Consider the following 25,631-nt stretch of genomic DNA (forward strand, 5'->3'; position numbering starts at 1 on the left):
CGTCGCACCTGACGGTCAGCTGCTGCTGACCGTCAGGTTGTTGGTGACGAAGTCCAGGCCGCCGGACGAGGACGTGACCTCGAAGCCGAACTGGACGTCACCGATGGTCTCGTTGCCCATCCAGCCCTTGGTGTCCTTGATCCACTTGAGGATCGGCAGGATGCTGACGCTGCCCGAGTTCGAGTCCGAGGTGCGCAGGAACGAGAAGACCTCGTTGGCGCCGTTGCTGCCCTTGTAGACGGACCAGGTGTGACCGCCGAGGGTGACATTGCCCTGCGAGGTGCCGAGCGGACCGACGGCCCCGTTGTAGTTGACCCAGAGCATGATCTCGTAGTCGTAGTCGGTGTCCCAGATGTCGTACGAGCTGTTGTACGCGCCGGCCGACGGGACCGTGACGTTGTAGCTGCTGGAGAGCGAGCCGAGCGAGGTGATCGTCTTGTTGATCACCTTCTTGGAGTTGGGGTACGCCTTGATGCCGCCGGTGTTGGGGTGGTTGGCCCAGACTCCCCAGTTGGTGCCGGAGTTGGCCCAGATGCACTGGCTGCCCGCGCCGGAGCCCCAGATGTTGTTGTAGAGCGTGTAGCCGTTGAGGCTGGTGTTGCCCCACTGGTCGCAGGAGTTCCAGATCGCGGCGGAGGCGGGGGCGGAGGCGAGCCCGACGGTCACTCCGAGAGCGAGCGCGGGCGCCAGCAGCGCCTTGACGACCCTGCTCCTGGTCCTGCTCGTCCTCATGTTCGGCGTGCGTGTTGCCATGGTGTCCCTTCCATGGGTGGGGGGATGTGGGGGATGGACTCGCTGTACGTCTGCCGCGGCCCCAGGGTGAGGACGCGGTCCTCCCCGGCGCGCAGGGAGAGCCGGCGCGCGCCGGAGGGGGTTCTCAGGTCGACGGAGTGGGTGCGGGTGGGCCGGACCACCGCCCGGACCTCCCGCGGACCCCAGTCGAGGTCGATCACGGCACCGAACCGCGTCCGTACGCCGCGGAGTCCGCCCGCCGGGAAGGCGGCGGGCAGTGCGGGCAGGAGGACCAGCCGGTCGGGGGTCGACTGGATCAGCGACTCGACGACCAGGGCGGGCAGGGTGTGGGCGGCGTCCGCGTTGTAGACGTCCCGGTGCGGGTAGTGCGCGCTCATGAGGGAGGCGTGGAAGAAGTCGCCCGCCAGCACCTGGCCGAGCGCGTGCGCGACCCGCTCGCCGTCCCGCAGCCGGGCCGCGACGAGGGCGTGGTGCAGATGGCCGTGCGCGGAGTCGTTCTCGGCGCCCCGCAGTGCGAGCGCGCGGTACGCTGCCGCCGCGAGCTCCGGGGTGTCGTAGGGATTTATCTCGTCGAGCGGCCAGACACCGTACAGATGGCTGAGGTGCCGGTGGTCGTACGTGTCGTCGAGGCCGGGCCACGCCCATTCGGCGAGGGCCCCGTCGTCGTTGACGCGATGCGGGGGCAGCCGCTCGGCGAGGGCCCGCCAACGGTCGGCGTCGGGGCCCGGGTGGTACGCGGCTGCCGTGCGCAGGGCGTGCCGGGCCGCGGAGAGGTCCATGGCGGCGTTGAGCGCACCCCAGCTCGCGTCCGGGTTCGCCGGGCGGTTCTCGGGCGAGTAGGAGGGGACGACGACGAGCTGCCCGTGCTCGTCGGTGCGGGTGAGGAAGTCCTCGTAGAACAGGGCGACTTCGGCGAGGACGGCCGCCAGTCGCGGGTCCCGCTCCCCACGGGCCTCGTCGTGGTCGACGAGGGGCTTGAGCAGCCAGTCGGCACCCGCCGTCCACAGGTGCAGGGGGTACTCACGGCTGAAGTGGTACGTGTGCCCGGACTCGCCGTCCGTGTGGGGCGGGGCGACCACGCCTCGGGCGCCGAAGACGGCTCGGGCATTGTCCCGCCAGTGCGGCACCTGCCCGTGGACGAGGGCGGCATGGGCTTCGACGACCTCGGGCAGGGCGCCCGCGACGGCCGAGGCGGTCTGCAGATTGAGGTTGGCGTCCGTGGTGAAGGCGCCGGACCAGGCCGTGTCCCAGTCGCCGGTCCACAGCCCGGTGAGCCTCGGTGGGAGCATCCCGCTCGCGGACAGCAGGTGGTGGCGGCCGGCCGCGAAGAGCCGTTCGAGGAGGGCGGGGCTCCCTGGCCGCTTGAGCAACTCGGAGCCGGGGAGGGCGCGTTCGCTGTCGTCGGCTTCGAGGGTGAGTGCGACGCGGGAGTACGCGGTGCGGTGGAGGCGCAGATGACGCTTCAGGAGGCCGTCGTACGGTTCGCCGCCGTGCGGCAGCAGCGCGCGCAGCTCCTGGGTCCGCGCCACCGTGTCCAGCTCTCCGGTGTGCCGCTCCACGCGGGTCAGGAGCAGGACCGACCCGGCGCCCGCCACGCGCATACCGGGCGCCGTCAGCGTCGTACGGCCGCCGGTGACGACGGCCAGTGTCACACCGGTGTACGCGAGGTCGCTGCCGGGATAGCGGGCGCTCAGGGTGAGCACGGCGCCCTCGGGGGTGAGGACCGCTCCGTCGCTGACGCCCAGGCCGTCGGGGGCGCCGGGGAGCCGGTGGTCCAGCGTGATGTCCAGGGCGGCGCCGGGGGAGGTCACGTACTGGACGATCACGTCGTCGGCGCGGGAGACGAAGACGCGGCTGCGCCAGCCCGCACAGGACGATGCGGCGACGCCCGTGGTGAAGTCGACCGTACGACGGTAGTCGCGCTCCCCGTCGCACGGCGGCCGTCGCAGCCGCACCTGGAAGGCGGGGTGGAAGGGCTGCACCCACTGGAGAGGGCGCCCGTCCGTGAACTCCTCGGCCGCCGTGAGGTCTCCCGCGAGCAACCGGTCCTGGAGTGCGGGCAGTTCGGCCGCCAGTTCCGGAGGACGGGCGTGCTCGCCGCCGTTGGGCCGGACGAGTGTGTGATGGGTGACGATCACCCGGTCGTCGTTCGGATCACCGAACACAAGGGTGCCGTGGCGGCCGTTGCCGCTCAGGAAGGCGTCTTCCCAGCGGCCGGCCGGGGCCGGCTCCCAGGTGCCGTGCGGCGAGGGGGACGACGGGTCCTGCGTACCGGCGGTCATGGGGCCAGCACCGCCACTCCGTACCGGCCCAGTTCGAGGGAGCCCGTGGCCCGTCGCTCACCGAGCAGGTCCCGGTACTCCCCCGGCACCTCCACCGTGACCGGGTCCCGCCCGTGGTTGAGGACGAAGAGCAGGTCGCCCCGGCGTACGGCCTCGACCTGGGCGGGCAGCCCTTCGAGCACCGGCCGTACCCCCGCACCGGCGGCCACGCCCTCCAACAGCTCGCGCAGTGCGGCGGGTTCGGGCAGCGTGGAGACGTACCAGGCGCGGCCCCTGCGCAGCACGGCGGGCAGTCCGTCGAGTTCGCCGCCCTTGTAGCGGGAGTGCGCGACGACGTCCTCGGCCTCCTCGGTCCCGGCCTCGATCTCCTCGGACCACAGCGTGCCCCGGAAGCCGTCGCACTCTGCGTACTCGCCGGCGTCGAGCGGCCACCACTCGTGCAGGGTGCGGATGCCGAACAGCTCCCGCAGCCGCTCGTCCATCCCGCCGGTCCGCACCCGGTCGTCCTCGTCCGCGATCCCGGTCAGGAAACCGCAGACGAGGGTGCCGCCTCCGCGTACGTACGCGACGAGGTTGTCGATCGCCTGGTCGGTGAGGAGGTAGAGCTGCGGCACGACGACGAGGCGGTACGCGGACAGGTCGTGCTGGGGGTGGGCGAAGTCCGTGGTGATGTGGGCCTCCCACAGGGCGCGGTGCCAGGCCCGTACGACCTGCTGGTACTCGACCTCGCGGGAGAGCCGCCCGTCCTGCTCCCCCGCCCACCAGGCGTTCCACTCGTGGAGGATCGCGACCTGGGAGGCCGAGTGGCGGCCCGTCACCTGAGCGCCGATCCGCTGCAGCTCGGCGCCGAGCCGCTTGACCTCCTGATAGGTGCGGCCCTGCTCCCCCGCGTGGCCGACCATGCCCGAGTGGAACTTCTCCGCGCCCTGGCGGGACTGCCGCCACTGGAAGTAGCAGACGGCGTCGGCGCCCCGGGCGACCGCCTGGAGGGACCAGAGCCGGTTGAGGCCGCGCGGCTTGGGACGGTTCACGCCCCGCCAGTTCACCGACCCCGCCGCCTGCTCCATCAGCATCCACGGCCCGCGCGCCTGGGAACGCGTCATGTCCTGGACGAGCGCGCCCTCCTGTGCGCCGAAGGGGTCGCGCGGATCCGGATAGAGGTCGACGGAGACGACGTCCTCCTCCCCGGTCCACCGCCAGGCGTCCTGCCCCGCCCACATCGGCATGAAGTTGGTGGTCACCGGGAGGTCCGGGGAGTACCGGTGGACGATGTCGCGCTCGGCGACGTAACACTCCAGGAGCATGTCGGACGTGTAGCGCTTGAAGTCGAGCACCTGGGTGGGGTTGTTCAGGTAGTGGGCGCGGCGCGGCGGCAGGACCTCCTCCCAGTCGCCGTATCCCTGGCTCCAGAAGGCCGTTCCCCAGGCCGTGTTGAGCGCGTCGAGCGTGCCGTACCTGTCCCTGAGCCAGTGGCGGAACGTGCCGGCCGCCTCGTCGCCCCAGTCGTAGGTGCAGTACTCGTTGTTGATGTGCCACATGGTGAGCGCGGGGTGGCTGCCGTAGCGGGCGGCCAGGTCCTCGGTGATCGCGGCGGCGTGACGGCGGTAGGTGGCGCTGGAGTGCGAGAAGTGCTGGCGGCCACCCCACCACTCGGTGCGGCCGTCCGCGTCACGGGGCAGGGTGTCCGGGTGGAGCCGGCCGAGCCAGGGCGGGGGCGAGGAGGTCGGGGTGGCGAGGACGACCCCGATGCCGTGTTCGTGCACGAGGTCCATGAGCCGGTCCAGCCAGCCGAACTCCCGTGCCCCTGGGCTCGGTTCGATCTTCGCCCAGGAGAAGACACCGAGCGTGACGGAATTGACCCCCGCTTCCCGCATGAGGCGCACGTCCTCGCGCCAGACCTCCTCGGGCCACTGCTCGGGGTTGTAGTCCCCACCGAAGAGAACGCGACCACGGACGGAATCGGCGAGCCCGACTCGCCTGCGGGGACTGGTCGCGCACATGACACACCTCGTTCGGCAGAGAGGGACAAGCCCCCGAGGGGGGCGCCCCGAAGGGGCGCGGGGAACTGCGCGCTCAGCCACATCCGGCCCGCACCCGACAAGCAACCGGAAGTCACCTGCAAGAGCGGGCTGACCGGCGCCAAAGGCGCGAGGTCAGCCTTTGACCGCGCCGGTCAACATCCCCTTCTTGAAGTGCTTCTGGACGAAGGGAGACAGGAACGCAACCGGCAACAACGCCAGCACCATCACAGCCATCTGCACAGCAAGCGCGGACAACTGTCCAGCCCGGATCGCCTGCCCCAACCCCACCGGAGGTTCCTGCTTCTGCACGAGCTGGATCATCACGTTCTGCAGCGGCATCATGTCCTGATCGCTCAGATAGATCGACGCGTTGAACCACGCACTCCAGTACCCGACGGCGTAGAACAGCGTGATCACCGCGATGACGGCCCGGGAGAGCGGGAGCACGATCTGCCAGAGGATCCGCCAGTCCCCCGCCCCGTCGATCCGCGCGCTGTCGGTGAGTTCCGGCGAGATGCCCATGAAGAACGCGCGCAGCACCAGGATGTTGAAGACACTGATCGCGCTCGGCAGGATCAGCGCGAGATACGTGTCGGTCAGCCCCAGCGACTGCACCAGCAGATACGTGGGGATGAGCCCGGCGCCGAAGAACATCGTCGCGAGCAGGGTCATCAGGAACCAGCGGTGCCCGAGCGACCCGATGCGCGAGAGCCCGTACGCGCAGAGGACCGACACCGTCATCGAGAACAGCGTGCCGACGGCGGTGACGCCCAGGCTGACGACGGTGGCGCGGGTGACCTGGCCACCGCTCAGCAGCTCCTGGTAGGCGATGAAGGTGAGGTCCCTGGGCACCAGCACCAGCCCGCCGGCCTCGCTGATGGTCTGCTTCGTGGACAGGCTGGTGACGACGACGATCCACAGCGGGAACAGGACGGCCAGGCAGGCGAAGGTCAGGGCGATGCCCTTGCCCGCGAGTCCGGCCCGGCGCGGCTCCTCCTCCCAGACGGGCCTCGGCGGGGCCGCCCAGCGGCCGGGCGCCTTCGGTCCCGCGCCCTCCGGCCGTTCCTCGGTGACGGCACTCTCGGTCACGGCACTCATTTCTTGTACACCCCCTGCTCGCCCATGAGATGGGCGACCTTGTTCGCGGCGAGGACGAGTCCGAGACTGACCACACCCTTGATCAGGCCGGCCGCCGCCGCGTAACTGAAGTCCTGGTTGCGGACGCCGTTCCACCACACATAGGTGTCGAGGACCTCCGCCGCGCCCGGTCCCACCGCGTCCCGCTGCAGCAGGATCTGCTCGAAGCCGACGGTGAGCGCGTCACCGACGCGCAGCACCAGGAGCAGGGCGATCACCGGACGCAGCGCGGGCAGCGTGACGTGCCACATGCGGCGCCACCGGCCGGCCCCGTCCATCGCGGAGGCCTCGTACAGATCGGGGCTGACGGAGGCCAGCGCGGCGAGGAAGACGATGACGCCCCAGCCGGCGTCCTTCCACACGCCCTCCGCCGTCACCAGGAACTTGAAGACCCCCGGGTCGGTCATGAGGTCGAAGCCCTCGTAGCCGTGCCGGCGCAGGGTCTGCGCGATGATGCCCGCGCCGCCGAAGATCTGCTGGAAGACGGTGATGACCAGCACCCAGGAGAAGAAGTGCGGCAGATAGAGGATCGCCTGCGAGACCGCCCGTACCCGGGGCCTGATCACGCTGTTGATGAGCAGCGCGAGCAGGATCGGGACCGGGAAGAAGAGCACCAGTTGCAGCCCGAACAGGACGAGGGTGTTCTGGACGGCGTCCCAGAACGCCGAGTCCTCGAACAGCCGGGAGAACTGCTCGAAGCCGACCCACGGGCTGTGGAAGACGGCGATGAAGCCGTTGTCGCTGATGTAGGGGTCGTACTCCTGGAAGGCGACGACGTTGCCCAGGATCGGTATGTAGTTGAAGACCAGGACCAGCAGGACGGCCGGCAGGGTCATCAGGACCAGGGTGCGGTCCCGTCTGAAGCGGACCCTGAAGGTGCCGCCGCCGTCGAGGGCCCTGCGCAGGACCCTCTTCTCGGCCCTGGTGACCCCCGGGGCGGGGGACGCGGCGGCCACCGGAGTGCCGCCGCGCGTAGTGGTGTCACGTGAAGCGGTGTCACGTGGAGCGGCGTCACGTGGAGCGGCGTCGGCTGTAGAGGTGTCGGCCGGAGTGGTGTCCCGTGGAGCGGTGCTGTGTGCCACCGGGTCACCCCTGCGCGGATCCGCTGTCGTCCAGCAGCTTCCCGTACCAGTCCCGCAGCTTGTCGCCGCCCTGGCTCTTCCAGTCCGACACTGCCTGCTGCATGTCGCTGATCTTCTTGCGGCCGCGGACGATGTCGTCCTCCAACTGCTCGAAGTCGTTGGAGAGGTTCGTCCAGCGGGCCGGTTCGATGATCTGGAGGCCGTAGAAGGGGGACTTCTTGGTGAAGGCGCCCATCCGCTGCTGCCACTCGACCTGCGCCTTCGCGATCTCCGGCAGGTCGGGGTGCGCGATCGTCGAGGCGGGGCTCGCCAGCATGACGAAGGCGTTCAGGACCTCCTGGTTGCCCTTGTCGTTCTTGGTGGGCGTACCGTCCTTGACCGTGTAGTGCGTGCCCTCGACCCCGTAGTTGGTGAGCATGTACTCCTCGGTGCCGTACGGGGCGGCGGTGACGTTCGCCGCGGCCAGCACGTCCCGGATCACGGCCTTGGACGCCTTCTTGTTGACGAAGGCGAAGATGCTCGCGGGCGCCCCGGCCCACAGCGTGGGGTCCCCGCCGTCATGGCCGAAGATGTCCATGCCGTCGATACGGAAGTCCTTGTTCTGCGCGGCCTGTTCGGTGGTCTTGGCCCACCAGTGCGAGATGTCGTTGTTGTAGATGAGGACTTCGCCTGCGGTGAAGCGCAGACTGGAGTCGCCCTGGTTCTGCGCCTTGGCGTCCGGGTGGACGACTCCCGCGGAGTACAGCTTGCGCGTCCACTCCAGCGCTTCGAGGTATTCGTCGGTCTCGACGCGGTAGACCAGCTTGCCGTCGACGAGGTTCCAGCCGAGCGGCTTCTCGCTCCCGGACAGCACACCGAAGCTGTTGAACGCCGTCCACTTCATGTCGTCGCAGGCCCACACCTTCGCCCTGGCGCTGGTGATCTCCTTGGCCAGGGCCAGGAACTCGGCCGCCGAGGTGGGGAGTTCGTAGCCCTTCTTGTCGAAGATGTCCTTGCGGTAGTACGGCACGATGTTGGCGACGTACGAACTGGGCATCGGCAGGCCGCGCAGCTTGCCGCCGAAGATGGAGCGCTGCCAGGCGTCGGTCGGGACGGCGGCGAGGTTCGGATAGTCCTTGACCTTGTCGCCGGAGAGGTACGGGCCGAGGTCGGCCATCTTGCTGATGATGGCGCTGGGTATCTTGCCGCCCATGTTCCAGCCGGGGATCACCACGACGTCCGGCATGTCGCTGGAGGCGAGGACCGCGCCCAGCTTCTCGTCGTACGTGTTGCCGTCCTGGTTCTGCCAGACGACGTTCGCGCCGATCTTCTCGTTCATCGCCTGGTAATAGGGGTTGTCGCCCTTCGGCGGCGAGCCCCAGAACGGCGACATGATCTTGATGGTGCTGCCCTTGCCGAGCTTGCCCGACACCGAGGCCTTCAGGTCGGCCGTGACGAGCTTGCTGGTGAAGCCGAGGGAGGACCCGTTCTTCGACGCGATGTCCGGCGTCACCACGTTCTGCGCCACGAAGGCGGGAAGGATCTTCTTGGCGTCCTTGCCCGAGGTCGTGCCCTCCTTCTTGCCGCCGTCGGAGCCACCGCAGGCGGCCAGCAGCGGCATCCCGCCGGCCACCGCGACGGTGGCGACCGCCGTGGAGGCGAGGAAGCTTCTCCGGCCGGGACCGGGGGCGGAGGTGTTCGGCGTCATTGCGTCAACCCTTCGTGGCGCACAGCAGGACACCTGGCCAAGTGGCCTTCGGCTGCGGTGTCTTGAGCGGAACTGGCTGAGCTGGAGTTGCGGTGGCTGAGCTGAGGTTGCGGAGGCTGAACCGAAGTCGCACCGGCCGAGCTGAGCGGAAGCGAACCTCGGAGGTCTGCGCACCCAGGAGCAGCACCTTCGATAGTCGAAGCGCTTCGATGTTGCTGCGAGGTTAAGTGAACACCTGGGGGTGCACAAGAGCCGATTCAAACATTCCTCGGAGGTGTGCCAGGGAGGGAGAGGTCTGTACCGGTCGCTTTTGCCCCTTGGGGTGACGAAGGACGGCGGTGGGGATTCGGAGTTGTTGCGTCTGGGTGTCTTGACACCCGACCACTCGTCGAATCAGCATCGAAGCGCTTCGAAAGCTCGCCACCGGCCTTCCCCGTCTTCCGCAAAGGGATCCTCGCGTGACTGCACAAACGCCGCCTTTCCGCGACTCGCAGCTGCCGTTCGCGAAGCGCATCGACGATCTTCTGTCGCGGCTCACCCTCGACGAACGGGTGGCGATGCTGCACCAGTTCGGGCCCGCGGTCGAGCGCCTGGGCATCGCCGCGTTCCGCACCGGCCAGGAGGCCCTGCACGGGGTCGCCTGGATGGGCCCCGCGACCGTGTTCCCGCAGGCGGTCGGCCTGGGCGCGACCTGGAGCGAGGACCTGGTGCGCCGGGTCGGCGAGGCGGTCTCCACCGAGACCCGCGCGATGCGCTCGCGCGACGACCGCGTCGGCCTCAACGTCTGGGCGCCCACGGTGAATCTGCTGCGCCACCCGCTGTGGGGCCGCAACGAGGAGGGCTACTCGGAGGACCCGAAGCTGACCTCGGCGATCGCCACCGCGTACACCCGCGGTCTGCGCGGCGACCATCCCGCCTACTGGCGCACGGCCCCGGTCCTCAAGCACTGGCTCGCGCACAACAACGAGACGGACCGGGCCACCGCGTCGAGTTCGGTACGCCCCCGTGTGCTGCACGAGTACGATCTGCGGGCCTTCCGGGAGACGGTCGAGGCGGGCGCGGTGGCCGGCGTGATGCCCGCGTACAACCTGGTCAACGGCCGCCCCAACCATGTGTCGCCTTACCTGGCGGAGCAGTTGCGCACCTGGACGGACCAGGACCTGCTGGTCTGCTCGGACGCGGGCGCGCCCTCGAACCTGGTCGACTCGGAGCATTACTTCGACACGCACGAGGAGGCGACGGCCGCGGCGCTGCTCGCCGGCGTCGACAGCTTCACGGACCACGGCACGGACGGCTCGAAGATCGTCGAACGCATCCAGGGGGCCCTGGACCAGGGCCTGTTGAGCGAGGCCGACATCGACGCCGCGGTCCGCCGTCAGCTGTCGGTCCGCTTCCGGCTGGGCGAGTTCGACCCGCTGCTGGACCCGTACGCGGACGCCAAGGACTTCGACACCCCCGCGCACCGGGCCCTCGCCCGGGAGGCGGCGGAACAGGCGATCGTCCTGCTCAAGAACGACGGCGGCCTGCTCCCCCTCACCCCCACCCCGGATGGCACCCCGACCGGGGAAGGCCCGCGCATCGCGGTGGTCGGCCTCCTCGCCGACGAGTGCAAGCTCGACTGGTACAGCGGCACCCTCATCCACCGGTCCACACCACTGGAGGGCCTGTACGACCGCTTCGGCGCCGACCGGGTGGACTTCGCCGAGGGCGTGGACCGCGTACGCCTGAGGACCGCCGACGGTACGTACCTGAGCGTGCCGCGGGCGGACGACGCGGGTGAGGAGGTCCGCGGGGCCGAGGGCGCGCTGGACCCGGCCCTTCTCGCGGGCCGCACCGATCTGCCGCCGCTCACCACCGACGACGTGGGCACCGAACTGGCGCTGATCGACTGGGGCGAGGGCGTCCTCACGTTCCGCTCCCCCGACGGCCGGTACCTCTCGGTCGCCGAGGACGGTTTCGTCCGCGCCTCGGCGGACCAGCCGGGCGGCTGGGTCGTGCAGGAGACGTTCCGGCTGGAACCCCGGGGCTCCCGAGAGGGCGGGCACGGGAACGGGCACCTCCTCCGGCACGTCGGCACGGGTCGCTACGTCTCTGTGACCGCAGACGGCGTAAAGGTTGCCGACGAGAATCCGACAGTCCTGGAACTGGAGATCACCGAGCGCGGCGAGGACGCGGTGGCGCACGCGGCGGCCTCCGCCGACGTCGTCCTCGTGGTCGCGGGCAACGACCCGCACATCAACGGGCGCGAGACGGAGGACCGCACCACCCTCGCCCTCCCCGCCCACCAGCGACGGCTCCTGGACGCGGCACGGGTCGCGAACCCGCGCACAGCGCTGATCCTCACGTCCTCGTACCCCTACGCGATCGACCCCACGGGCCCGGCCGCCATCCTCTGGACGGCCCACGGCGGCCAGGCGGCCGGCACCGCGCTCGCCCGCGTGCTGGCGGGGGACGCCTCCCCGGCGGGCCGGCTGCCCCAGACCTGGTACGCCTCGGACACGGACCTGCCCGACCTCCTCGACTACGACGTGATCGACGGCCGACAGACGTATCTGTACTTCGAGGGCACCCCGCTCTTCCCGTTCGGCCACGGCCTGTCGTACGCGTCCTTCGCGTACGCGGACCTGGCGGCGCGGGTCGGGGAGGAGTCCGCTCGCGTCACCTTCACGGTCACCAACACCGGTGACACGGCGGCCGACGAGGTGGCCCAGCTCTACGGCCGCCCCGTGTCACCCTCCGTGCCACGCCCCCGCCGTGAACTGCTGGCCCACCGCCGCGTCCACCTCCCCGCGGGCGCCACCACGGAACTGTCCTTCGAACTCCCGCTCTCCGCACTGGAGTTCTGGGACGTCGCACACGGCCGCCGACGGCTGGAACCCGGCGGATACGAACTCCTCGCGGGCGCGTCCGCCGAGGACATCCGCCTGAGCGCCACGATCGACCCGGCCGGTACGCCGCCCACCCCGCGCCCGGTCCTCGAACGCGGCCTGCGCGCGGCCGACTTCGACGAGCAGCGCGGCGCGGAGATCGTCGACCGCACGAAACGGTCGGGCGACGCGGTGACCCCTGCCGACCCGGACTCGGACCGGGCCGTCGGCCGCACGACCGAACTGGTCTACCGGGCCTGCGACTTCGGGCCGGACGCCCGGTCGGTCACGGTCGAGGTGTCGGGCGAGGGAACCCTCGAACTGGCCCTGGACGACGGCCCGGCGATCACCCACCTGGACATCGCGCCCACCACGGGCCCGTACGCCCACACCTCCGTCACCAGCCCGTTCGCCGCTTCCGGGGTCCACGACCTGCGCATCGAGCTGCGCGGCCCACTGCGGCTCGCGCACGTCGGCTTCTCCGGCTGAGGGCCCGGAGGGAACCGACGGCACAAGGGAGGGGCCCGGCACCGGAAGGCAGCGGTGCCGGGCCCCTTCGCCCGGGGGTGAGGGGGAGGATCACCCCTCGGGCCGGATCATGCTTCGGGCCGGATGAGCCCGCGCTCGTAGGCGCGGATCAGGCGGCGGGGCACGGCGTACTCGCGCCCGTCGACGTGGAAGGGGACGAGATCGGGCGTCGCCGCCTTCCACTGGGACCTGCGGTGCCGGGTGTTGGAACGGGACATCTTGCGCTTCGGGACGGCCATGCCCGGCACACTACATGAAAATGATTGTCACTAGCCATAGGGTCCCGGTGTCCGGTCTCAGAGAGCGAGCCCCGTGAGGACCAGGACGCGCTCGTAGGTGTAGTCGTCCATGGCGAACCGCACGCCCTCGCGCCCGACACCGGACTCCTTGACCCCGCCGTACGGCATCTGGTCGGCACGGTAGGAGGGCACGTCGCCGATCACCACGCCGCCCACCTCCAGCGCCCGGTGGGCCCGGAAGGCGGTCTGCAGGTCATGGGTGAACACCCCTGCCTGGAGCCCGTACTTGGACGAATTGACGGCGGCGAAGGCGGCGGCCTCCCCGTCCACCTTCTGCACGGTGAGGACGGGCCCGAAGACCTCCTCGCAGGAGATCGTCACGTCGGCCGGTACGCCCGCCAGCACCGTCGGCGCGTACGAGGCACCGTCGCGCTTGCCGCCGGCGAGCAGCTCGGCCCCGGCCGCGACGGCCTCGTCGACCCACGACTCGACCCGCTTCGCCGCGTCCTCGCTGACCAGCGGACCGACGTCGGTCGTGTCGTCGGAGGGGTCGCCGGTCACCTGGGCCCCGACCGCGGCGACGATCCGGGGCAGCAGCCGGTCGTACACCGACGCGTCCGCGATGACGCGCTGCACGGAGATGCAGGACTGGCCGCCCTGATAGTTGCTGAAGGTCGCGATACGGGTGGCGGCCCAGTCCAGGTCCTGGTCGCTCGCCCAGTCGGCGAGCACGACGGCCGCGCCGTTGCCGCCCAGCTCCAGGGTGAGGTGCTTGCGCGGTACGGAGTCCATGATCGCGTAGCCGACCTTGTCGGACCCGGTGAAGGAGATGACAGGCAGCCGCTCGTCCTGGACCAGCGCGGGCATCTTATCGTTGGCCACGGGCAGCACGGACCAGGAGCCGGCCGGCAGGTCCGTCTCGGCCAGCAGCTCGCCGATGACCAGGCCGCTGAGCGGGGTCGCGGGGGCGGGCTTCAGGATGATGGGCGCGCCCGCCGCGATCGCCGGGGCGATCTTGTGGGCGCACAGGTTGAGCGGGAAGTTGAAGGGGGCGATGCCGAGCACGACGCCCTTCGGGAAGCGCCGGGTGAGGGCGAGCCGGCCCTGACCGCCCGCGTCGGTGTCCAGCCGCTGGGCCTCGCCGCCGTTGAACCGGCGGGCCTCCTCGGCCGCGAACCGGAACACGGACACGGCCCGGCCGACCTCGCCGCGGGCCCACTTGAGCGGCTTGCCGTTCTCGGCGGAGATGAGCCGGGCGATCTCCTCGGTCCGCTCCACGAGCCGCTTGCTCACGTGGTCGAGGGCGGCGGCCCGTACGTGGGCCGGGGTGGCGGCGAACTCGTCGCGCACGGCGTGGGCGGCGGCGACGGCCTCCTCGACCTGTGCGTCACTCGGCACACCGACCTTGCCGACGAGGCGCCCGTCCCAGGGCGAGGTGACGTCGAAGGTGGCCTCACCGGTGACCCGGCGCCCGGCAAGCCAGAAGGCATGGGTGGAAGTCATGAGGGCCCCGCCCCTTCCAAGAAGTAGGTCAACTACTGGACGTCCCCACGCTAGGCCCCCCACGGACGGGACCCACTTGTCCACGACGGAGCACTCCCCGAAAGCATGGCTCCACTTCGTCAAGGGGGCTGCCTTTGGGGGCGCGGGGAACGGCGCGACCGCCCCCACCGGCCCGCAGCCGCAGCCGCAGCCGCAGCTGAAAGATTGCGCCGTTCCCCGCGCCCCTAGGGGGTCGGGGGGTTTGGGCGGATCGTCGACCGCGGGCCGGTGGGGGCTGGGCGCGCCGTTCCTCGCGCCCCTAGGGGGTCGGGAGGCTCGGCTTGATCGTCAACCTCGGGCCGGTGGGGGTTGAGCGCGCCGTTCCCCGCGCCCCTGGGGGGGGCTCGGGCGGATCGTCGGCCGCGGGTCCGTGGGGGCTGGGCGCCGGGAACGGCGCATGCCTTTAGGGGCGCGGGGAACTGCGCAAGGCCTCAGCCCCCACTCACCCGCAGCCACCAACAGCCCCGGCCGAAGCCTGCCTACTCCCCCGGCACGGCAGTCGCGGACGCCGTCGCCTTCAGCGCCAGCCACAGCTCCATCCGCACATCCGGATCGTCCAGGGACCGCCCGAGGATCTCCTCGACCCGCCGCATCCGATACCGCAACGTGTGCCGATGCACTCCCAGATCCGCCGCGGCCGCATCCCACTGCCCGTGCCGCGACAACCACGCCCGCAGCGAGGCGACCAGATCCCCCCGCCCGGTCGCGTCGTGCTCGTGCAGCGCCCGCAGCAGCCCGTCCGCGAACGCCCGCACCGCGTCGTCCGCCAGCAACGGCACCACGGACCCCGTAGCCACGTCTTCGTGCTCGACCAGCACCCGCCCCCGCCGTCGCGCGACGGACAGGGCCTGCTCGGCCTGCTTGTAGGCGGCCCCGGCGGCGATCGGACCGGCGGGCGCGGACACCCCCACCACCAGTTCGTCCTCGTCGGTCCCCTGCTCGGAACCGCTCCGCGCGATACCGACGGTGTGCGCGTACCGCGTACAGGCGGTGACCACCGCACCCCCGTCCGCGGCGAGCACCACGAGCCGCCGCTCCCCGTCGGGCACGACCAGCACGGCCTCCCCGGACCGGGCCGCCGCGGCCTCCGCGACCTCGACGAACCCGCCCACCAGATCGCCCCCGGCCTCGGCGAGCACGACCGAGGCCGCCTCGACACCGTCCGCGTCGATCCCGTCGGAGTCAGGGCCGGAGTCGGCGTCGGCACCGCCCCTGGCGCGTGCCCGCCCGGCGGACGCGGACGCGGCCTCGGCGAGCATCATCCGGTAGGGCGCGTCGAGCAGCCCGCCGTACAGGTCGCCGGCCACCCCGCGGGCGTGGTCGGACTGCCCGGCCAGCAGCATGCGCAGCACCGCGGCCCCGATCCGCTGCTCGGCGGCGTACAGCGAGCGGGACCGTTCGGTGACGAGGGTCAGCAGGGCGATCGCGGAGTGCACGGCATACCGCTCGGCCGTGCCCGGCGCGGACGCGGTCCCGACGGCGAGCGCGCCACGGGAGCGGCGCCCGGTGCCCAGCGAGTGCAGTTCGACCCGGTCCTCGCCGCCCGTGCCGTCCGTGCCGTCCGTGGGCTCCCCGCCGACGACGGAGCTGGCCGGCGCGGGCCGGTCGCGCAGCCGCTCGACGTCCTCGATGATCCGGGCGGCCCTGCGGCCGGCCCATTCCGGTGCGGTGGCGACGACGGCACCGGAGGCGTCGTACAGCGCGGCCCAGCCGTCGACCTGGGAGGCGAGTGCGGCCAGCAGTCCTTCGGGCCCGTCGTTCAGCGCCTGTCTGGTCAGTTCGCGCTGGGCGGCGAACCCCGCGGTCACCGCCCGGTACTGGTCGGCGGCGATGGCCGCGGAGACGGCCTTGCTGATGGCGAGGAAGGGCGTGCGCCGGGGCACTTCCAGGAGCGGCAGGCCCTCTTCCGCCGCCGCGTCGGCCAGCGCCTCGGGGATCTTCTCGTAGTGCACGCCGACGGCGAAGCCGAGCCCGGCCACCCCGGCCCCGACCAGCCGCTTCACATACCGGCGCATGGCGTCGGCGTCCTCGGCGTCCAGCTTGAGCGCCGTGATGAGGAGGAGTTCCCCGCCCTCCATGTAGGGCACGGGGTCGGTGAGTTCGCTGGCGTGCACCCAGCGCACGGGGGTGTCCAGCCGTTCCCTGCCCGCGCGCACGGTGAGCTTGAGCGCCGAGTGGTGGACGAGCGAGGCGAGCGTGGGTGGCATGGGACCTTCAGGTCTTCACGGGTTCTTCGACGGTCATGGACGAAGTGATGACGAGGTGATCTTTTGGCCGCGATGTATGAACGACCTATGCCGATTCTGCCTCACCGTACGGTCGACCCGTGACCATATGTCCAGACGTCCTGCCGGATGCGCCCGCGCACACCCCTCAGGAGCCCCACACTCCCCTTGCGTACCGCCGCTCAGCCCGCGAGTTCCGCGCTCAGGCTCCCGAGTTCCGCAGATCCACCAGGAGCGGGGGCGCGTGCTCCCCGCGCACGCTGGTGAGCGAGAGCACCGCGTGCCCCGGCGGCACCGCGTGCGCCAGTTCGGACGCCGACCACCGTTCCCGTTCGACCTGGCGCACGGTCACGGCCCGGGCCGTCGGCGCGTTCCCGGTGATCACCCGGCGCAGCATGTGGACGGCCTTCCCGGCCGGTGTCTCCGCGATGATCTGCCGGTCGGTGACGTCCCGCGCCTCGATCCACTCCTTGCCCCAGACCTCCGCGAAGTCCTGCCCGTCCCACGGGGTGAGCCCGGACAGCGCCACCCGGCAGCCGATCGCCCCGAGCAGCGGCGAGCGCAGCGGGCGGGGCGCGTCGTCGAGCGTGCGCAGGGTCATCACGACCCCGGCGTTGGCGGACCGCAGCCGCTGGATCCCCCGTACGGCCTCGGGGGTGACGACCCCGGTGGCGTCGTCGAGCACAAGGCAGGCGAACAGGGACCGGTCCTCGCGGACCGCGACACTGGCCGCGAACTGGGCGAGCACGAGCCGCGACAGGATCCGTGAGGCGTCCGCGTGCCCGCGCTGGGGCAGGTCGATCCGTACACGTACGGGATGGTCGAGCGCGCGCAGCGAGAAGGGCCGGGTCTGTCCGGAGGTGTCGAAGAAGCCGGCGAAGGCGGGCCGGTCGAGCAGCGCCACCCGGTCCGCGAGCACTCCGCCCACATCGCCGGGCTGCCCCAACTGCCGCTCCCGTGCGTCGAGTTCCCGCAGCAGCGACTCCTGGCCGCCCTCGGTGAGCGCCTTACGGAGCGCGCCGAGCGGGCCGGGCGCGCCGTCGAGGAGCTGCCGCAGTTCGGGCACGGAGGGAAAACGTCCGTGGACGGCCCGGTACGGCCCGAGCAGCTGGGCGAGCACGGTGGTGGACCGCCGGCTCTCTCCGCTGGGGTGCGGGTCGGCGAGATCACCGACGAGCGCCTCGGCGAGCACGGCCGCGGCCTCGTCCGGGTCGGTGGTGCCGCCGTACAGGTCGAGGTCGTACACGGACTCGGGGTGGCCCACCCGCACCACGACGTCGTACGCGTCCACCGGGCCGAGGCCCGCCCCGGCGGCCCCGACAACGACCACGGCGGCCCGCCCGGCGAGCGCGTGCAGGCACAGCGACTCGACGAGCGGCCAGACGACACAGCCGGTCTTCCCGGACCCGGCGGGCCCGACGGCGAGCAGCGAGGTCCCCAGCAGCTCGGGCCCGAGCGCCATCCCGGTGCCGCGATAGGCGTACGGATTGCGTGCGTCGTCGGCGGTCGTGCCGAGGCGCACCTGCCCCGTGACGAGGTCGTGCCGCGCGAGCCGGCCCGGCAGGTCCCGGTCGCCGGAGGGGTGCAGACAGGCGGCGGCGCCCTCCTGCAGCACCGCGCCGGTGAAGGTGGCGAGGCTGTGGCGTCCGCTGCGCACGCCCTGCCAGGCGCGGGTGATCCGGGCGTGGTCGACATCGCGCATCAGGCCCGCCCGCGCGTCGGAGCCGAGCCGGTCGGCGGCGTCGGCGGCCCCGGCGGCGCGCAGGGCGTTCCACTGCGCGGGGTCCTCCTCGGGTACGGGCGGCCGGGTGTCGACGGGCGCGGCCCGGCGCCAGGCGGGGGGCCCGTACCGGCGCCAGACCTCGCCCCACCGGCCGAGCCGGCCGACGCCGATCATGATGCCGAGCGCCACGGCCACGTAGTAGGCGTAGACGACCACGACGGATCCGAAGCTGTGCGGCTGCGCCCAGGAGTCCGGGATCATCGCATACAGCGGCAGCAGCCACCAGCCGCCGAGGTAGCCGTTCCACAGCAGCGACCAGATGAGGTAGCCGACGAGGAACGCGATGAACGCGCCGCTGAGCAGCTGCCGGGCCGGAATCCGCTCCGGCTCCACCTCCGGCCGGGGCCGGTGCCCGAAGCGCCAGACGCCCGGCGCTGCCTCGGGCCGGGGCGTGCGCAGCCAGTTGAGGAACGCGGATCCGTCCGGCCGCGGCGGTCCGCCGGGGGCCTGCGCGGGCCGCGGCGGCACCCGGGGCGGTCCGGCCGGCCGCGGCACACGATCGGCGTGTGTGCCCCGTGCGTCGTGCGTGCCGTCGCTGTCCATCGCCTCTGCCACCCCTGACCAGCCGCTCCGTACGTGGTTGCGAGTCAATCTAACGCCCTCACAAGGGGAGTTCACCGCTTACCCGGCCGGGTGTGCGACGAGACGCATCCCCGCCCCCTTGGACGTTCCCCGGCCGCGCCATGTCCAACACGGACAAGCGGCTTCTCCGACACCGCCCAGATGGAGCATGCCCACTCCCCGGCCCCGGCCCTAGCCTGCGAGGAAGGAAGCCGGGCATTCGAGAGAATCCGTTCGCAGACCGCCGTACACCGACAGCCGTTCGCACGACCCCAGGGAGCCCCTCATGAGCGCAGTTCCGCAGGAGCGCCGCATCGTCACCGCCATTCCCGGCCCGAAGTCGCAGGAGCTGCAGGCGCGCCGCACCGCCGCGGTCGCGGCCGGTGTGGGGTCCGTGCTGCCCGTCTTCACCGCGCGTGCCGGCGGCGGCATCCTGGAGGACGTCGACGGGAACCGGCTGATCGACTTCGGTTCCGGTATCGCCGTGACGTCCGTCGGCGCCTCCGCCGAGGCCGTCGTACGCCGGGCCGCCGCCCAGCTCCAGGACTTCACCCACACCTGTTTCATGGTCACGCCGTACGAGGGTTACGTGGCCGTCGCCGAGGCGCTCGCCGAGCTGACGCCCGGGGACCACGCCAAGAAGAGCGCCCTGTTCAACAGCGGCGCCGAGGCCGTCGAGAACGCCGTCAAGATCGCGCGCGCCTACACCAAGCGGCAGGCGGTCGTCGTCTTCGACCACGGCTACCACGGGCGCACCAACCTCACGATGGCGCTGACCGCGAAGAACATGCCGTACAAGCACGGCTTCGGGCCGTTCGCGCCCGAGGTCTACCGCGTGCCGGTGGCGTACGGCTACCGCTGGCCGACCGGGCCGGACAACGCGGGCGCCGAGGCCGCCGCGCAGGCCATCGACGAGATCACCAAGCAGGTCGGTCCGGACAACGTGGCCGCGATCATCATCGAGCCGGTGCTCGGCGAGGGCGGCTTCATCGAGCCCGCGAAGGGCTTCCTGCCGGCCCTGAGCAAGTTCGCGACCGACAACGGCATCGTGTTCGTCGCCGACGAGATCCAGTCCGGGTTCTGCCGTACCGGCCAGTGGTTCGCGTGCGAGGACGAGGGCATCGTCCCGGACCTGATCACCACCGCCAAGGGCATCGCGGGCGGTCTGCCGCTCGCCGCCGTGACGGGCCGCGCCGAGATCATGGACGCCGCGCACGCGGGCGGCCTGGGCGGCACCTACGGCGGCAACCCGGTCGCCTGCGCCGGCGCGCTCGGCTCCATCGAGACGATGAAGGAGCTGGACCTCAACGCGAAGGCGAAGAACATCGAGGCCGTCATGAAGGCCCGGCTGGGCGCGATGGCCGAGAAGTTCGACATCATCGGCGACGTCCGCGGGCGGGGCGCGATGATCGCGATCGAGCTGGTCAAGGACCGTACGACGAAGGAGCCGAACGCGGAGGCGACCGCCGCGCTCGCCAAGGCCTGCCACCAGGAGGGCCTGCTGGTCCTGACCTGTGGCACCTACGGGAACGTGCTCCGTTTCCTGCCGCCGCTGGTCATCGGTGAGGACCTGCTGACCGAGGGACTGGACATCATCGAGCAGGCTTTCGCCCGCATCTGAGCGGGCCAGGTCTCATCGGTCCGCTGCCGGGACCGTCCGTCCTGTCGCAGGAGCGGGGCGTGTGAAGAAGGTGTGCGAGGTGCATGGCGGGAAGGGAATCCTCCTGTCGGACGCCCGTCCGCTGTCGTAGGTTCTAGGCAGATGAGAGATGCACCCCGCCCACAGGGGACTGTGGGCGACATCAGGACGGGGCCTCCCCAGCTTCGCCCTGGTCGTGCCTTCGCGCACACAACCGGAGCCTTGTGCTTCGGGTCTCCTCACCGATCGGACAGTCGCTCGCCCCAAACCCCCCGGGGCGCGCGACAACCCGGTCAGAACCACCGAAGGGCTTGCACCTACCCCCCTGGTGCAAGCCTTTCGGCGCGTCCGGGGGCTGTCCGCGGCCCTGCCCGGCCGGCTGACCGGCGCCACGGGACGGCGTCCGCCGGGGGTGCCTGGTCGCCTGCGGGTCCGTTGTGGCTGGCCGCGCAGTTCCCCGCGCCCCTGACGGGGCGGGGCGGGACCGGGGTGGGATCGCCGTCTTGCCGTCCTCGGTCCCGTCGTGGGCGGGCGCGCAGTTCGCCGCGCCCCTGACGGGGCGGGGCCTCGTGGTGCTGGCACGCTGTACCGCATGATCAGCGACCCCGAGAGCGGCAGTCGACGTGGCGGCTCAGCGGATGCGGGGCGCCGTGCCCGGATCCTCGCCCCGCTCTTGCTCCTTCTGCTCCTCGCCCTCCTCACCTGGCAGGTCTGCGTCGACGGCCCAGTGCGCCGCGCCGACGAACGGCTCGCGCGGACGGTCGAGGGAAGCCGCCTGCCGACGGGTGCCGCCGAGTTCCTCGCGGATCTCGGCAACATCGGGGTCGCCGTCCCGGTCCTGGCCGCGGTCGCCGCGTACGTCGCCTGGCGGGCGCGGCGGGCGGCTCTCCCCCGCTGGTGGCTGCCGCCGCTCGCGGCCCTGGTCACCATGGCCGCCGTACCGCTCCTGGTCGTCCCCCTGAAGGAGGCCGTCGGCCGCACCGGCCCGCCCGGTATGGCGGGCGACGGCTACTACCCCTCGGGCCACACCGCCACGGCCGCCGTCGCCTACGGAGCCGCCGTCCTCCTCCTGCTCCCCTGGCTCCGCAACCGCTACCTCCGCCGCGAACTCACCATCGCCTGCCTGGTCCTGGTGGCAGCCGTGAGCTTCGGCCTGGTCCGCCGCGGCTACCACTGGCCACTGGACGTGATGGGGAGCTGGTTCCTGAGCGCCCTGCTGCTGCTGGGACTCTCGGTGTTCCTGACCAGCAGCAGCACAGCGGCTCAGCCGAAATAGCCGTCGAAGTTCTTCGAGAACTCCCAGCCGCCGAAGCGGTCCCAGTTGATCGACCACGTCATCAGGCCGCGCAGGGCGGGCCAGGTGCCGTGGGTCGCGTACGAGCCGCAGTTCGTCTTCTTCGTCAGGCAGTCCAGGGCCTTGTTGGTCTCCGACGACGGTACGTGGCCGTTGCCCGCGTTCGTCGTGGCCGGCATGCCGATGGCCACCTGGTCGGGGCGCAGCGGCGGGAAGACGTTGGCCGCGTCGCCCGCCACCGGGAAGCCGGTGAGGAGCATGTCGGTCATGGCGATGTGGAAGTCGGCGCCGCCCATGGAGTGGTACTGGTTGTCGAGGCCCATGATCGGCCCGGAGTTGTAGTCCTGGACGTGCAGGAGCGTCAGGTCGTCGCGCAGGGCGTGGATGACCGGGAGGTACGCGCCGGCGCGCGGGTCCTGGCCGCCCCACTTGCCCGTTCCGTAGTACTGGTAGCCGAGCTGCACGAAGAACGTCTCCGGGGCCATCGTGAGGACGAAGTCGGCGCCGTACTTGGCCTTGAGGGTCTTCACCGCCGAGACGAGGTTCACGATCACCGGGGTCCTGGGGTTCTTGAAGTCGGTGTCGTCGGCGTTCAGGGAGAGCGAGTGGCCCTCGAAGTCGATGTCCAGGCCGTCGAGCCCGTACGTGTCGATGATCTTCGAGACCGAGGAGACGAACGTGTCGCGGGCCGCCGTGGTCGTCAGCTGCACCTGGCCGTTCTGGCCGCCGATCGAGATGAGGACCTTCTTGCCGGCGGCCTGCTTCGCCTTGATCGCCGCCTTGAACTCGGCGTCGGACTCGACCCCCGGGCACTCGGCCGCCGGGCAGCGGTCGAAGCGGATGTCGCCCGAGGTCACCGTGGTCGGTTCGCCGAAGGCCAGGTCGATGACGTCCCAGCTGTCCGGGACGTCGGCCATCCGCGTGTAGCCGGAACCGTTGGCGAAGCTCGCGTGGAGGTAGCCGACCAGGGCGTGGGCGGGCAGGTCGGCGGGGTCGCCGCCGCCCGGGCCCGCCGCGGTGGTCGCCGTGACGACCGGGGACTTCGCGGACTCCCCGGCGGCGTTCACGGCGGTGACCTGGAAGGAGTACGCCGTCGAGGGGGCGAGGCCGGTGACGGTGGTCGACGTCCCGGTGGGCGTCTGGACCTTCGTCCCGTTGCGGTAGACCGCGTAGCCCGTCGCGCCCGGCACCGCAGGCCAGGACAGGCCGACGCCGGTGGACGTGACCGTGCCGACCGTGGGGGCGGTGGGCGCGGCCGGGGGCTGCACCGCGTCGCCGCCGGGGCCGACCAGGGAGATGTCGTCGGCGTAGTAGGCGCCGGTGCCGTACCAGCCGTGGGTGTAGATCGTGACCCGGGTGGTGGTGGGGCCGGTGCGGAAGGTCGTGGCGAGCCGCTGCCAGTCCGGCGCGGACTGGGTCCATGTGGAGACGTCGGTGGTGCCGGTGCCGCTCGCGCCGAGGTAGACGTAGGAGCCGCGGACGTGTCCGGCGAGCGTGTACTGGGAGTCGGGTTTGACCGTCACGGTCTGCGCGCACTGCGCGTTGTCGCTGCCGGCCGGGGTCGCCTGCAGCGCCGAGGCACCGCTGCGGACGGGCGAGCCCACGGTGGTGCCCGCCGTGCAGGACCAGCCGTCGAGGCCCGCTTCGAACCCGCCGTTGCGGGCCAGGTCCGCGTCGGCCGCACGGGCGGCCGACGAGAGCGCGGTCATTCCGGGTACGGCCAGGACGGTGGCCGCGCACACGGCGAGGACGGATCTGTGAACAGATCCGCGGACAGGTCCGCGGACAGGTCTGGCGCGATCCACGAGTGCCTCCTGGCGTGGGGGAGATGGAGGGTGGAGCGCGCTCAATTTGGTCCAGACCAATAATGTTGTCAAGACCCCCGGCAGCTATCCGTCACCGCGCTCACCCCTCACCGAACCCGTCGCGCTCACCGGACCCTCCCCGGTCCTCGGTCGCCAGCCCCGCCGCCGCCTCGTGCATGGCCAGTTCCAGCAGCGCCGGGTCGGTGAGCGTGCCGGAGCCGTCCGGGGGGATCAGCCAGCGGACCCCGCCGGTCGAGCGCCCGGGATACGGGACGACGATCCACGTACCGCGCCCCGCCGTACGCACCCCCGTGCCCAGCCAGCGCGCGGCCGTCCCCGGCGGGACGAAGAAACCCATGCGCGCGTCACCGAAGTCGACGAGCACGGGACCGGGCTGGTCGAGCACGCGGGACAGCACGTCGAGCGTCGGATAGCCGAGCCGGCCCGGCAGGATGAGCACGTCCCAGACCCTGCCCGCCGGCAGCAGCGCGACCCCCGCGGGGTTGCGCTCCCACTCGAAGCGGCAGGCCTCGGGATCCGGTGCCACGGATGCCAGCCACTCGACCGCCGTCTTGGCCCCTGTCATGGCGGAACCTCCCTCTCTCGTGTCGACGCCTGGTCGCGTCACAGGAGAGAGGGAGGTCCAGGCCTGGCATTACGCGGCTTTCGGCAACGAATTGCGGGAGTCGTCCCTGCCGCCCGGCCGGCGAACCGGCTCAGCTGTCGAAGCCGAGGCCCACCCGGTCCATCGTCCGCAGCCACAGATTGCGCCGGCCGCCGTGCGCGTCCGCGCGGGCGAGGGACCACTTGGTGAGCGCGATGCCCGTCCACGCGAACGGTTCCGGCGGGAAGGGCAGCGGCTTCTTACGGACCATCTCCAGCGCCGTACGCTCCGTGCGCTCCCCCGCCAGCAGGTCGAGCATCACGTCCGCGCCGAACCGGGTCGCGCCGACACCGAGGCCCGTGTAGCCGGCCGCGTAGGCGACCCGGCCCCCGTGCGCCGTGCCGAAGAAGGCCGAGAACCGGGAGCACGTGTCGATCGCGCCGCCCCAGGCGTGGGTGAAGCGGACGCCCTCCAGCTGCGGGAAGCAGGTGAAGAAGTGCCCGGCGAGCTTCGCGTACGTGTCCGGCCGGTCGTCGTACTCGGCGCGCACCCGGCCGCCGTACGGGTACACCGCGTCGTAGCCGCCCCACAGGATCCGGTTGTCGGCGGACAGCCGGAAGTAGTGGAACTGGTTCGCCGAGTCCCCGAGCCCCTGGCGGCCCTTCCAGCCGATCGAGTCGAGCTGCCCGGCGGTCAGCGGCTCGGTCATCAGCGCGTAGTCGTAGACCGGCACGGTGTACGGGCGCACGCGCTTGACCAGGTTCGGGAAGATGTTCGTGCCCAGGGCGACCCGGCGGGCGCGCACGCTCCCGTACGGCGTGCGTACGGCCATGCCCGCGCCGTACGCCTTCAGGGTGAGCGCGGGCGTGTTCTCGTACACGCGCACCCCCAGCCCGACGCAGGCGCGTTTGAGTCCCCAGGCGAGTTTGGCGGGGTGGAGCATGGCGACGCCCCTGCGGTCGTGCAGGCCGCCGAGGAAGGTCGGTGAGTTCACCTGCTCCCGTACGGCGTCGGCGTCCAGGTGCTCGACGCCGTCGGCGAGGCCCCGCTCCTTCAGCTCCTCGTGCCAGTCGCGCAGTTCGGCCGCCTGGTACGGCTCGGTCGCCACGTCGATCTCGCCGGTGCGCTCGAAGTCGCAGTCGAGGGAGTAGCGGGCCACGGCCGCCTCGATGCCGTCGAGGTTGCGAGCGCCCAGCTCCTCCAGCCGGTGGATCTCGTCGGGCCAGCGGGTCAGGCCGTTGGACAGGCCGTGGGTGAGGGAGGCGGCGCAGAATCCGCCGTTGCGGCCCGAGGCGGCCCAGCCCACCTCGCGGCCCTCCAGCAGGACCACCTCGCGCCCGGGGTCGCGTTCCTTGGCGAGGAGCGCGGTCCACAGTCCGCTGTAGCCACCGCCGACGACGAGCAGGTCGCAGGTCTCGGCGGCGGTGAGCGCGGGCTCGGGGCGGGGCTTTCCGGGGTCGTCCAGCCAGTACGAGAGCGGCTGGACGTCGGAGAGCGACTTCGCCCAGTTCTTGTCGGTCCGATCGTTGTTACGGCTCATGGCGCTCGGGGCCATGATTTCAACTCCCAACAGAGATTCTGC

At 71.5% G+C, this 25,631-nt stretch carries 16 protein-coding genes; 3 read left to right on the top strand and 13 right to left on the bottom strand.

Translation table 11 applies throughout. The annotated features are described in order from the left end of the window. Window positions 1–15: 15 nt before the first annotated feature. The 6 genes from ACZ60E_RS27775 to ACZ60E_RS27800 form a co-directional block, all read right to left on the bottom strand. Entirely contained in the window at window positions 16–753 is a 738-nt protein-coding gene (locus ACZ60E_RS27775) for a glycoside hydrolase family 12 protein (protein WP_469443973.1), read from the bottom strand. Further along, window positions 729–3,035, bottom strand: coding sequence for a glycosyl hydrolase family 95 catalytic domain-containing protein (locus ACZ60E_RS27780; protein WP_469443975.1), 2,307 nt, complete (start codon window positions 3,033–3,035; stop codon window positions 729–731). Before ACZ60E_RS27780 ends, ACZ60E_RS27775 begins: the two co-directional genes overlap by 25 nt. Then, window positions 3,032–5,035: a beta-galactosidase gene (locus tag ACZ60E_RS27785; RefSeq protein ID WP_469443976.1), complete on the bottom strand. Its 2,004-nt coding sequence runs from the start codon at window positions 5,033–5,035 to the stop codon at window positions 3,032–3,034. Before ACZ60E_RS27785 ends, ACZ60E_RS27780 begins: the two co-directional genes overlap by 4 nt. Before the next feature lie 153 nt (window positions 5,036–5,188). Further along, window positions 5,189–6,154, bottom strand: a complete 966-nt coding sequence (locus tag ACZ60E_RS27790) for a carbohydrate ABC transporter permease (protein ID WP_469443977.1) — start codon at window positions 6,152–6,154, stop codon at window positions 5,189–5,191. Then, entirely contained in the window at window positions 6,151–7,275 is a 1,125-nt protein-coding gene (locus ACZ60E_RS27795; protein ID WP_469443978.1) for an ABC transporter permease, read from the bottom strand. Before ACZ60E_RS27795 ends, ACZ60E_RS27790 begins: the two co-directional genes overlap by 4 nt. A 4-nt stretch (window positions 7,276–7,279) precedes the next feature. Beyond that, entirely contained in the window at window positions 7,280–8,962 is a 1,683-nt protein-coding gene (locus ACZ60E_RS27800; RefSeq protein WP_469443979.1) for an extracellular solute-binding protein, read from the bottom strand. Between the two features lie 458 nt (window positions 8,963–9,420). Here ACZ60E_RS27800 and ACZ60E_RS27805 point away from each other — a divergent pair, with 458 nt between their 5' ends. After that, complete coding sequence (locus ACZ60E_RS27805) at window positions 9,421–12,318, top strand: glycoside hydrolase family 3 C-terminal domain-containing protein (RefSeq protein WP_469443980.1); 2,898 nt, start codon at window positions 9,421–9,423, stop codon at window positions 12,316–12,318. A gap of 107 nt (window positions 12,319–12,425) precedes the next feature. Here ACZ60E_RS27805 and rpmF read toward each other — a convergent pair whose 3' ends face one another. From rpmF to ACZ60E_RS27825, 4 genes are all read right to left on the bottom strand, one after another. Continuing rightward, on the bottom strand, window positions 12,426–12,596 hold the full coding sequence (rpmF, locus tag ACZ60E_RS27810; protein WP_384810921.1) for a 50S ribosomal protein L32: 171 nt from the start codon (window positions 12,594–12,596) through the stop codon (window positions 12,426–12,428). 57 nt (window positions 12,597–12,653) lie between these two features. Then, a complete protein-coding gene (locus ACZ60E_RS27815) occupies window positions 12,654–14,099 on the bottom strand; it encodes an aldehyde dehydrogenase family protein (protein WP_469443983.1) in 1,446 nt (481 codons plus the stop codon). A gap of 518 nt (window positions 14,100–14,617) precedes the next feature. Beyond that, window positions 14,618–16,345, bottom strand: coding sequence for a PucR family transcriptional regulator (locus tag ACZ60E_RS27820; protein ID WP_469443985.1), 1,728 nt, complete (start codon window positions 16,343–16,345; stop codon window positions 14,618–14,620). A 220-nt stretch (window positions 16,346–16,565) separates the two neighbouring features. Further along, on the bottom strand, window positions 16,566–18,689 hold the full coding sequence (locus ACZ60E_RS27825; RefSeq protein WP_469443987.1) for an ATP-binding protein: 2,124 nt from the start codon (window positions 18,687–18,689) through the stop codon (window positions 16,566–16,568). A 304-nt stretch (window positions 18,690–18,993) separates the two neighbouring features. Between ACZ60E_RS27825 and gabT the strand changes: the two genes are divergently transcribed. Both gabT and ACZ60E_RS27835 read left to right on the top strand, forming a co-directional pair. Next, window positions 18,994–20,328, top strand: coding sequence for a 4-aminobutyrate--2-oxoglutarate transaminase (gene gabT, locus ACZ60E_RS27830; RefSeq protein ID WP_107021763.1), 1,335 nt, complete (start codon window positions 18,994–18,996; stop codon window positions 20,326–20,328). Between the two features lie 610 nt (window positions 20,329–20,938). Further along, window positions 20,939–21,622 carry a phosphatase PAP2 family protein gene (locus ACZ60E_RS27835; RefSeq protein WP_469443988.1) on the top strand — a complete coding sequence of 228 codons (684 nt, stop codon included), beginning with the start codon at window positions 20,939–20,941 and terminating at the stop codon, window positions 21,620–21,622. Here the strand turns inward: ACZ60E_RS27835 and ACZ60E_RS27840 are convergent. From ACZ60E_RS27840 to ACZ60E_RS27850, 3 genes are all read right to left on the bottom strand, one after another. Then, a complete protein-coding gene (locus ACZ60E_RS27840) occupies window positions 21,610–23,445 on the bottom strand; it encodes a chitinase (RefSeq protein ID WP_469443989.1) in 1,836 nt (611 codons plus the stop codon). The two genes, ACZ60E_RS27835 and ACZ60E_RS27840, sit on opposite strands and share 13 nt — an antisense overlap. Before the next feature lie 100 nt (window positions 23,446–23,545). Continuing rightward, window positions 23,546–24,031: a hypothetical protein gene (locus tag ACZ60E_RS27845; RefSeq protein ID WP_384810929.1), complete on the bottom strand. Its 486-nt coding sequence runs from the start codon at window positions 24,029–24,031 to the stop codon at window positions 23,546–23,548. A 130-nt stretch (window positions 24,032–24,161) separates the two neighbouring features. Then, window positions 24,162–25,604 (bottom strand): NAD(P)/FAD-dependent oxidoreductase, encoded by a 1,443-nt coding sequence (locus tag ACZ60E_RS27850; RefSeq protein ID WP_469443991.1) that lies wholly within the window; start codon window positions 25,602–25,604, stop codon window positions 24,162–24,164. Between the last annotated feature and the right edge of the window lie 27 nt (window positions 25,605–25,631).

This window comes from Streptomyces sp. NPDC102514 (genome assembly GCF_055584525.1).

What these genes read in the sequence shown, in the direction of transcription:
- ACZ60E_RS27775 (WP_469443973.1), bottom strand. Translation starts at nt 753, where the DNA reads ATGGCAACACGCACGCCGAACATGAGGACGAGCAGGACCAGGAGCAGG.
- ACZ60E_RS27780 (WP_469443975.1), bottom strand. Translation starts at nt 3,035, where the DNA reads ATGACCGCCGGTACGCAGGACCCGTCGTCCCCCTCGCCGCACGGCACC.
- ACZ60E_RS27785 (WP_469443976.1), bottom strand. Translation starts at nt 5,035, where the DNA reads ATGTGCGCGACCAGTCCCCGCAGGCGAGTCGGGCTCGCCGATTCCGTC.
- ACZ60E_RS27790 (WP_469443977.1), bottom strand. Translation starts at nt 6,154, where the DNA reads ATGAGTGCCGTGACCGAGAGTGCCGTCACCGAGGAACGGCCGGAGGGC.
- ACZ60E_RS27800 (WP_469443979.1), bottom strand. Translation starts at nt 8,962, where the DNA reads ATGACGCCGAACACCTCCGCCCCCGGTCCCGGCCGGAGAAGCTTCCTC.
- rpmF (WP_384810921.1), bottom strand. Translation starts at nt 12,596, where the DNA reads ATGGCCGTCCCGAAGCGCAAGATGTCCCGTTCCAACACCCGGCACCGC.
- ACZ60E_RS27815 (WP_469443983.1), bottom strand. Translation starts at nt 14,099, where the DNA reads ATGACTTCCACCCATGCCTTCTGGCTTGCCGGGCGCCGGGTCACCGGT.
- ACZ60E_RS27820 (WP_469443985.1), bottom strand. Translation starts at nt 16,345, where the DNA reads ATGCCACCCACGCTCGCCTCGCTCGTCCACCACTCGGCGCTCAAGCTC.
- ACZ60E_RS27825 (WP_469443987.1), bottom strand. Translation starts at nt 18,689, where the DNA reads ATGGACAGCGACGGCACGCACGACGCACGGGGCACACACGCCGATCGT.
- gabT (WP_107021763.1), top strand. Translation starts at nt 18,994, where the DNA reads ATGAGCGCAGTTCCGCAGGAGCGCCGCATCGTCACCGCCATTCCCGGC.
- ACZ60E_RS27835 (WP_469443988.1), top strand. Translation starts at nt 20,939, where the DNA reads ATGATCAGCGACCCCGAGAGCGGCAGTCGACGTGGCGGCTCAGCGGAT.
- ACZ60E_RS27845 (WP_384810929.1), bottom strand. Translation starts at nt 24,031, where the DNA reads ATGACAGGGGCCAAGACGGCGGTCGAGTGGCTGGCATCCGTGGCACCG.
- ACZ60E_RS27850 (WP_469443991.1), bottom strand. Translation starts at nt 25,604, where the DNA reads ATGGCCCCGAGCGCCATGAGCCGTAACAACGATCGGACCGACAAGAAC.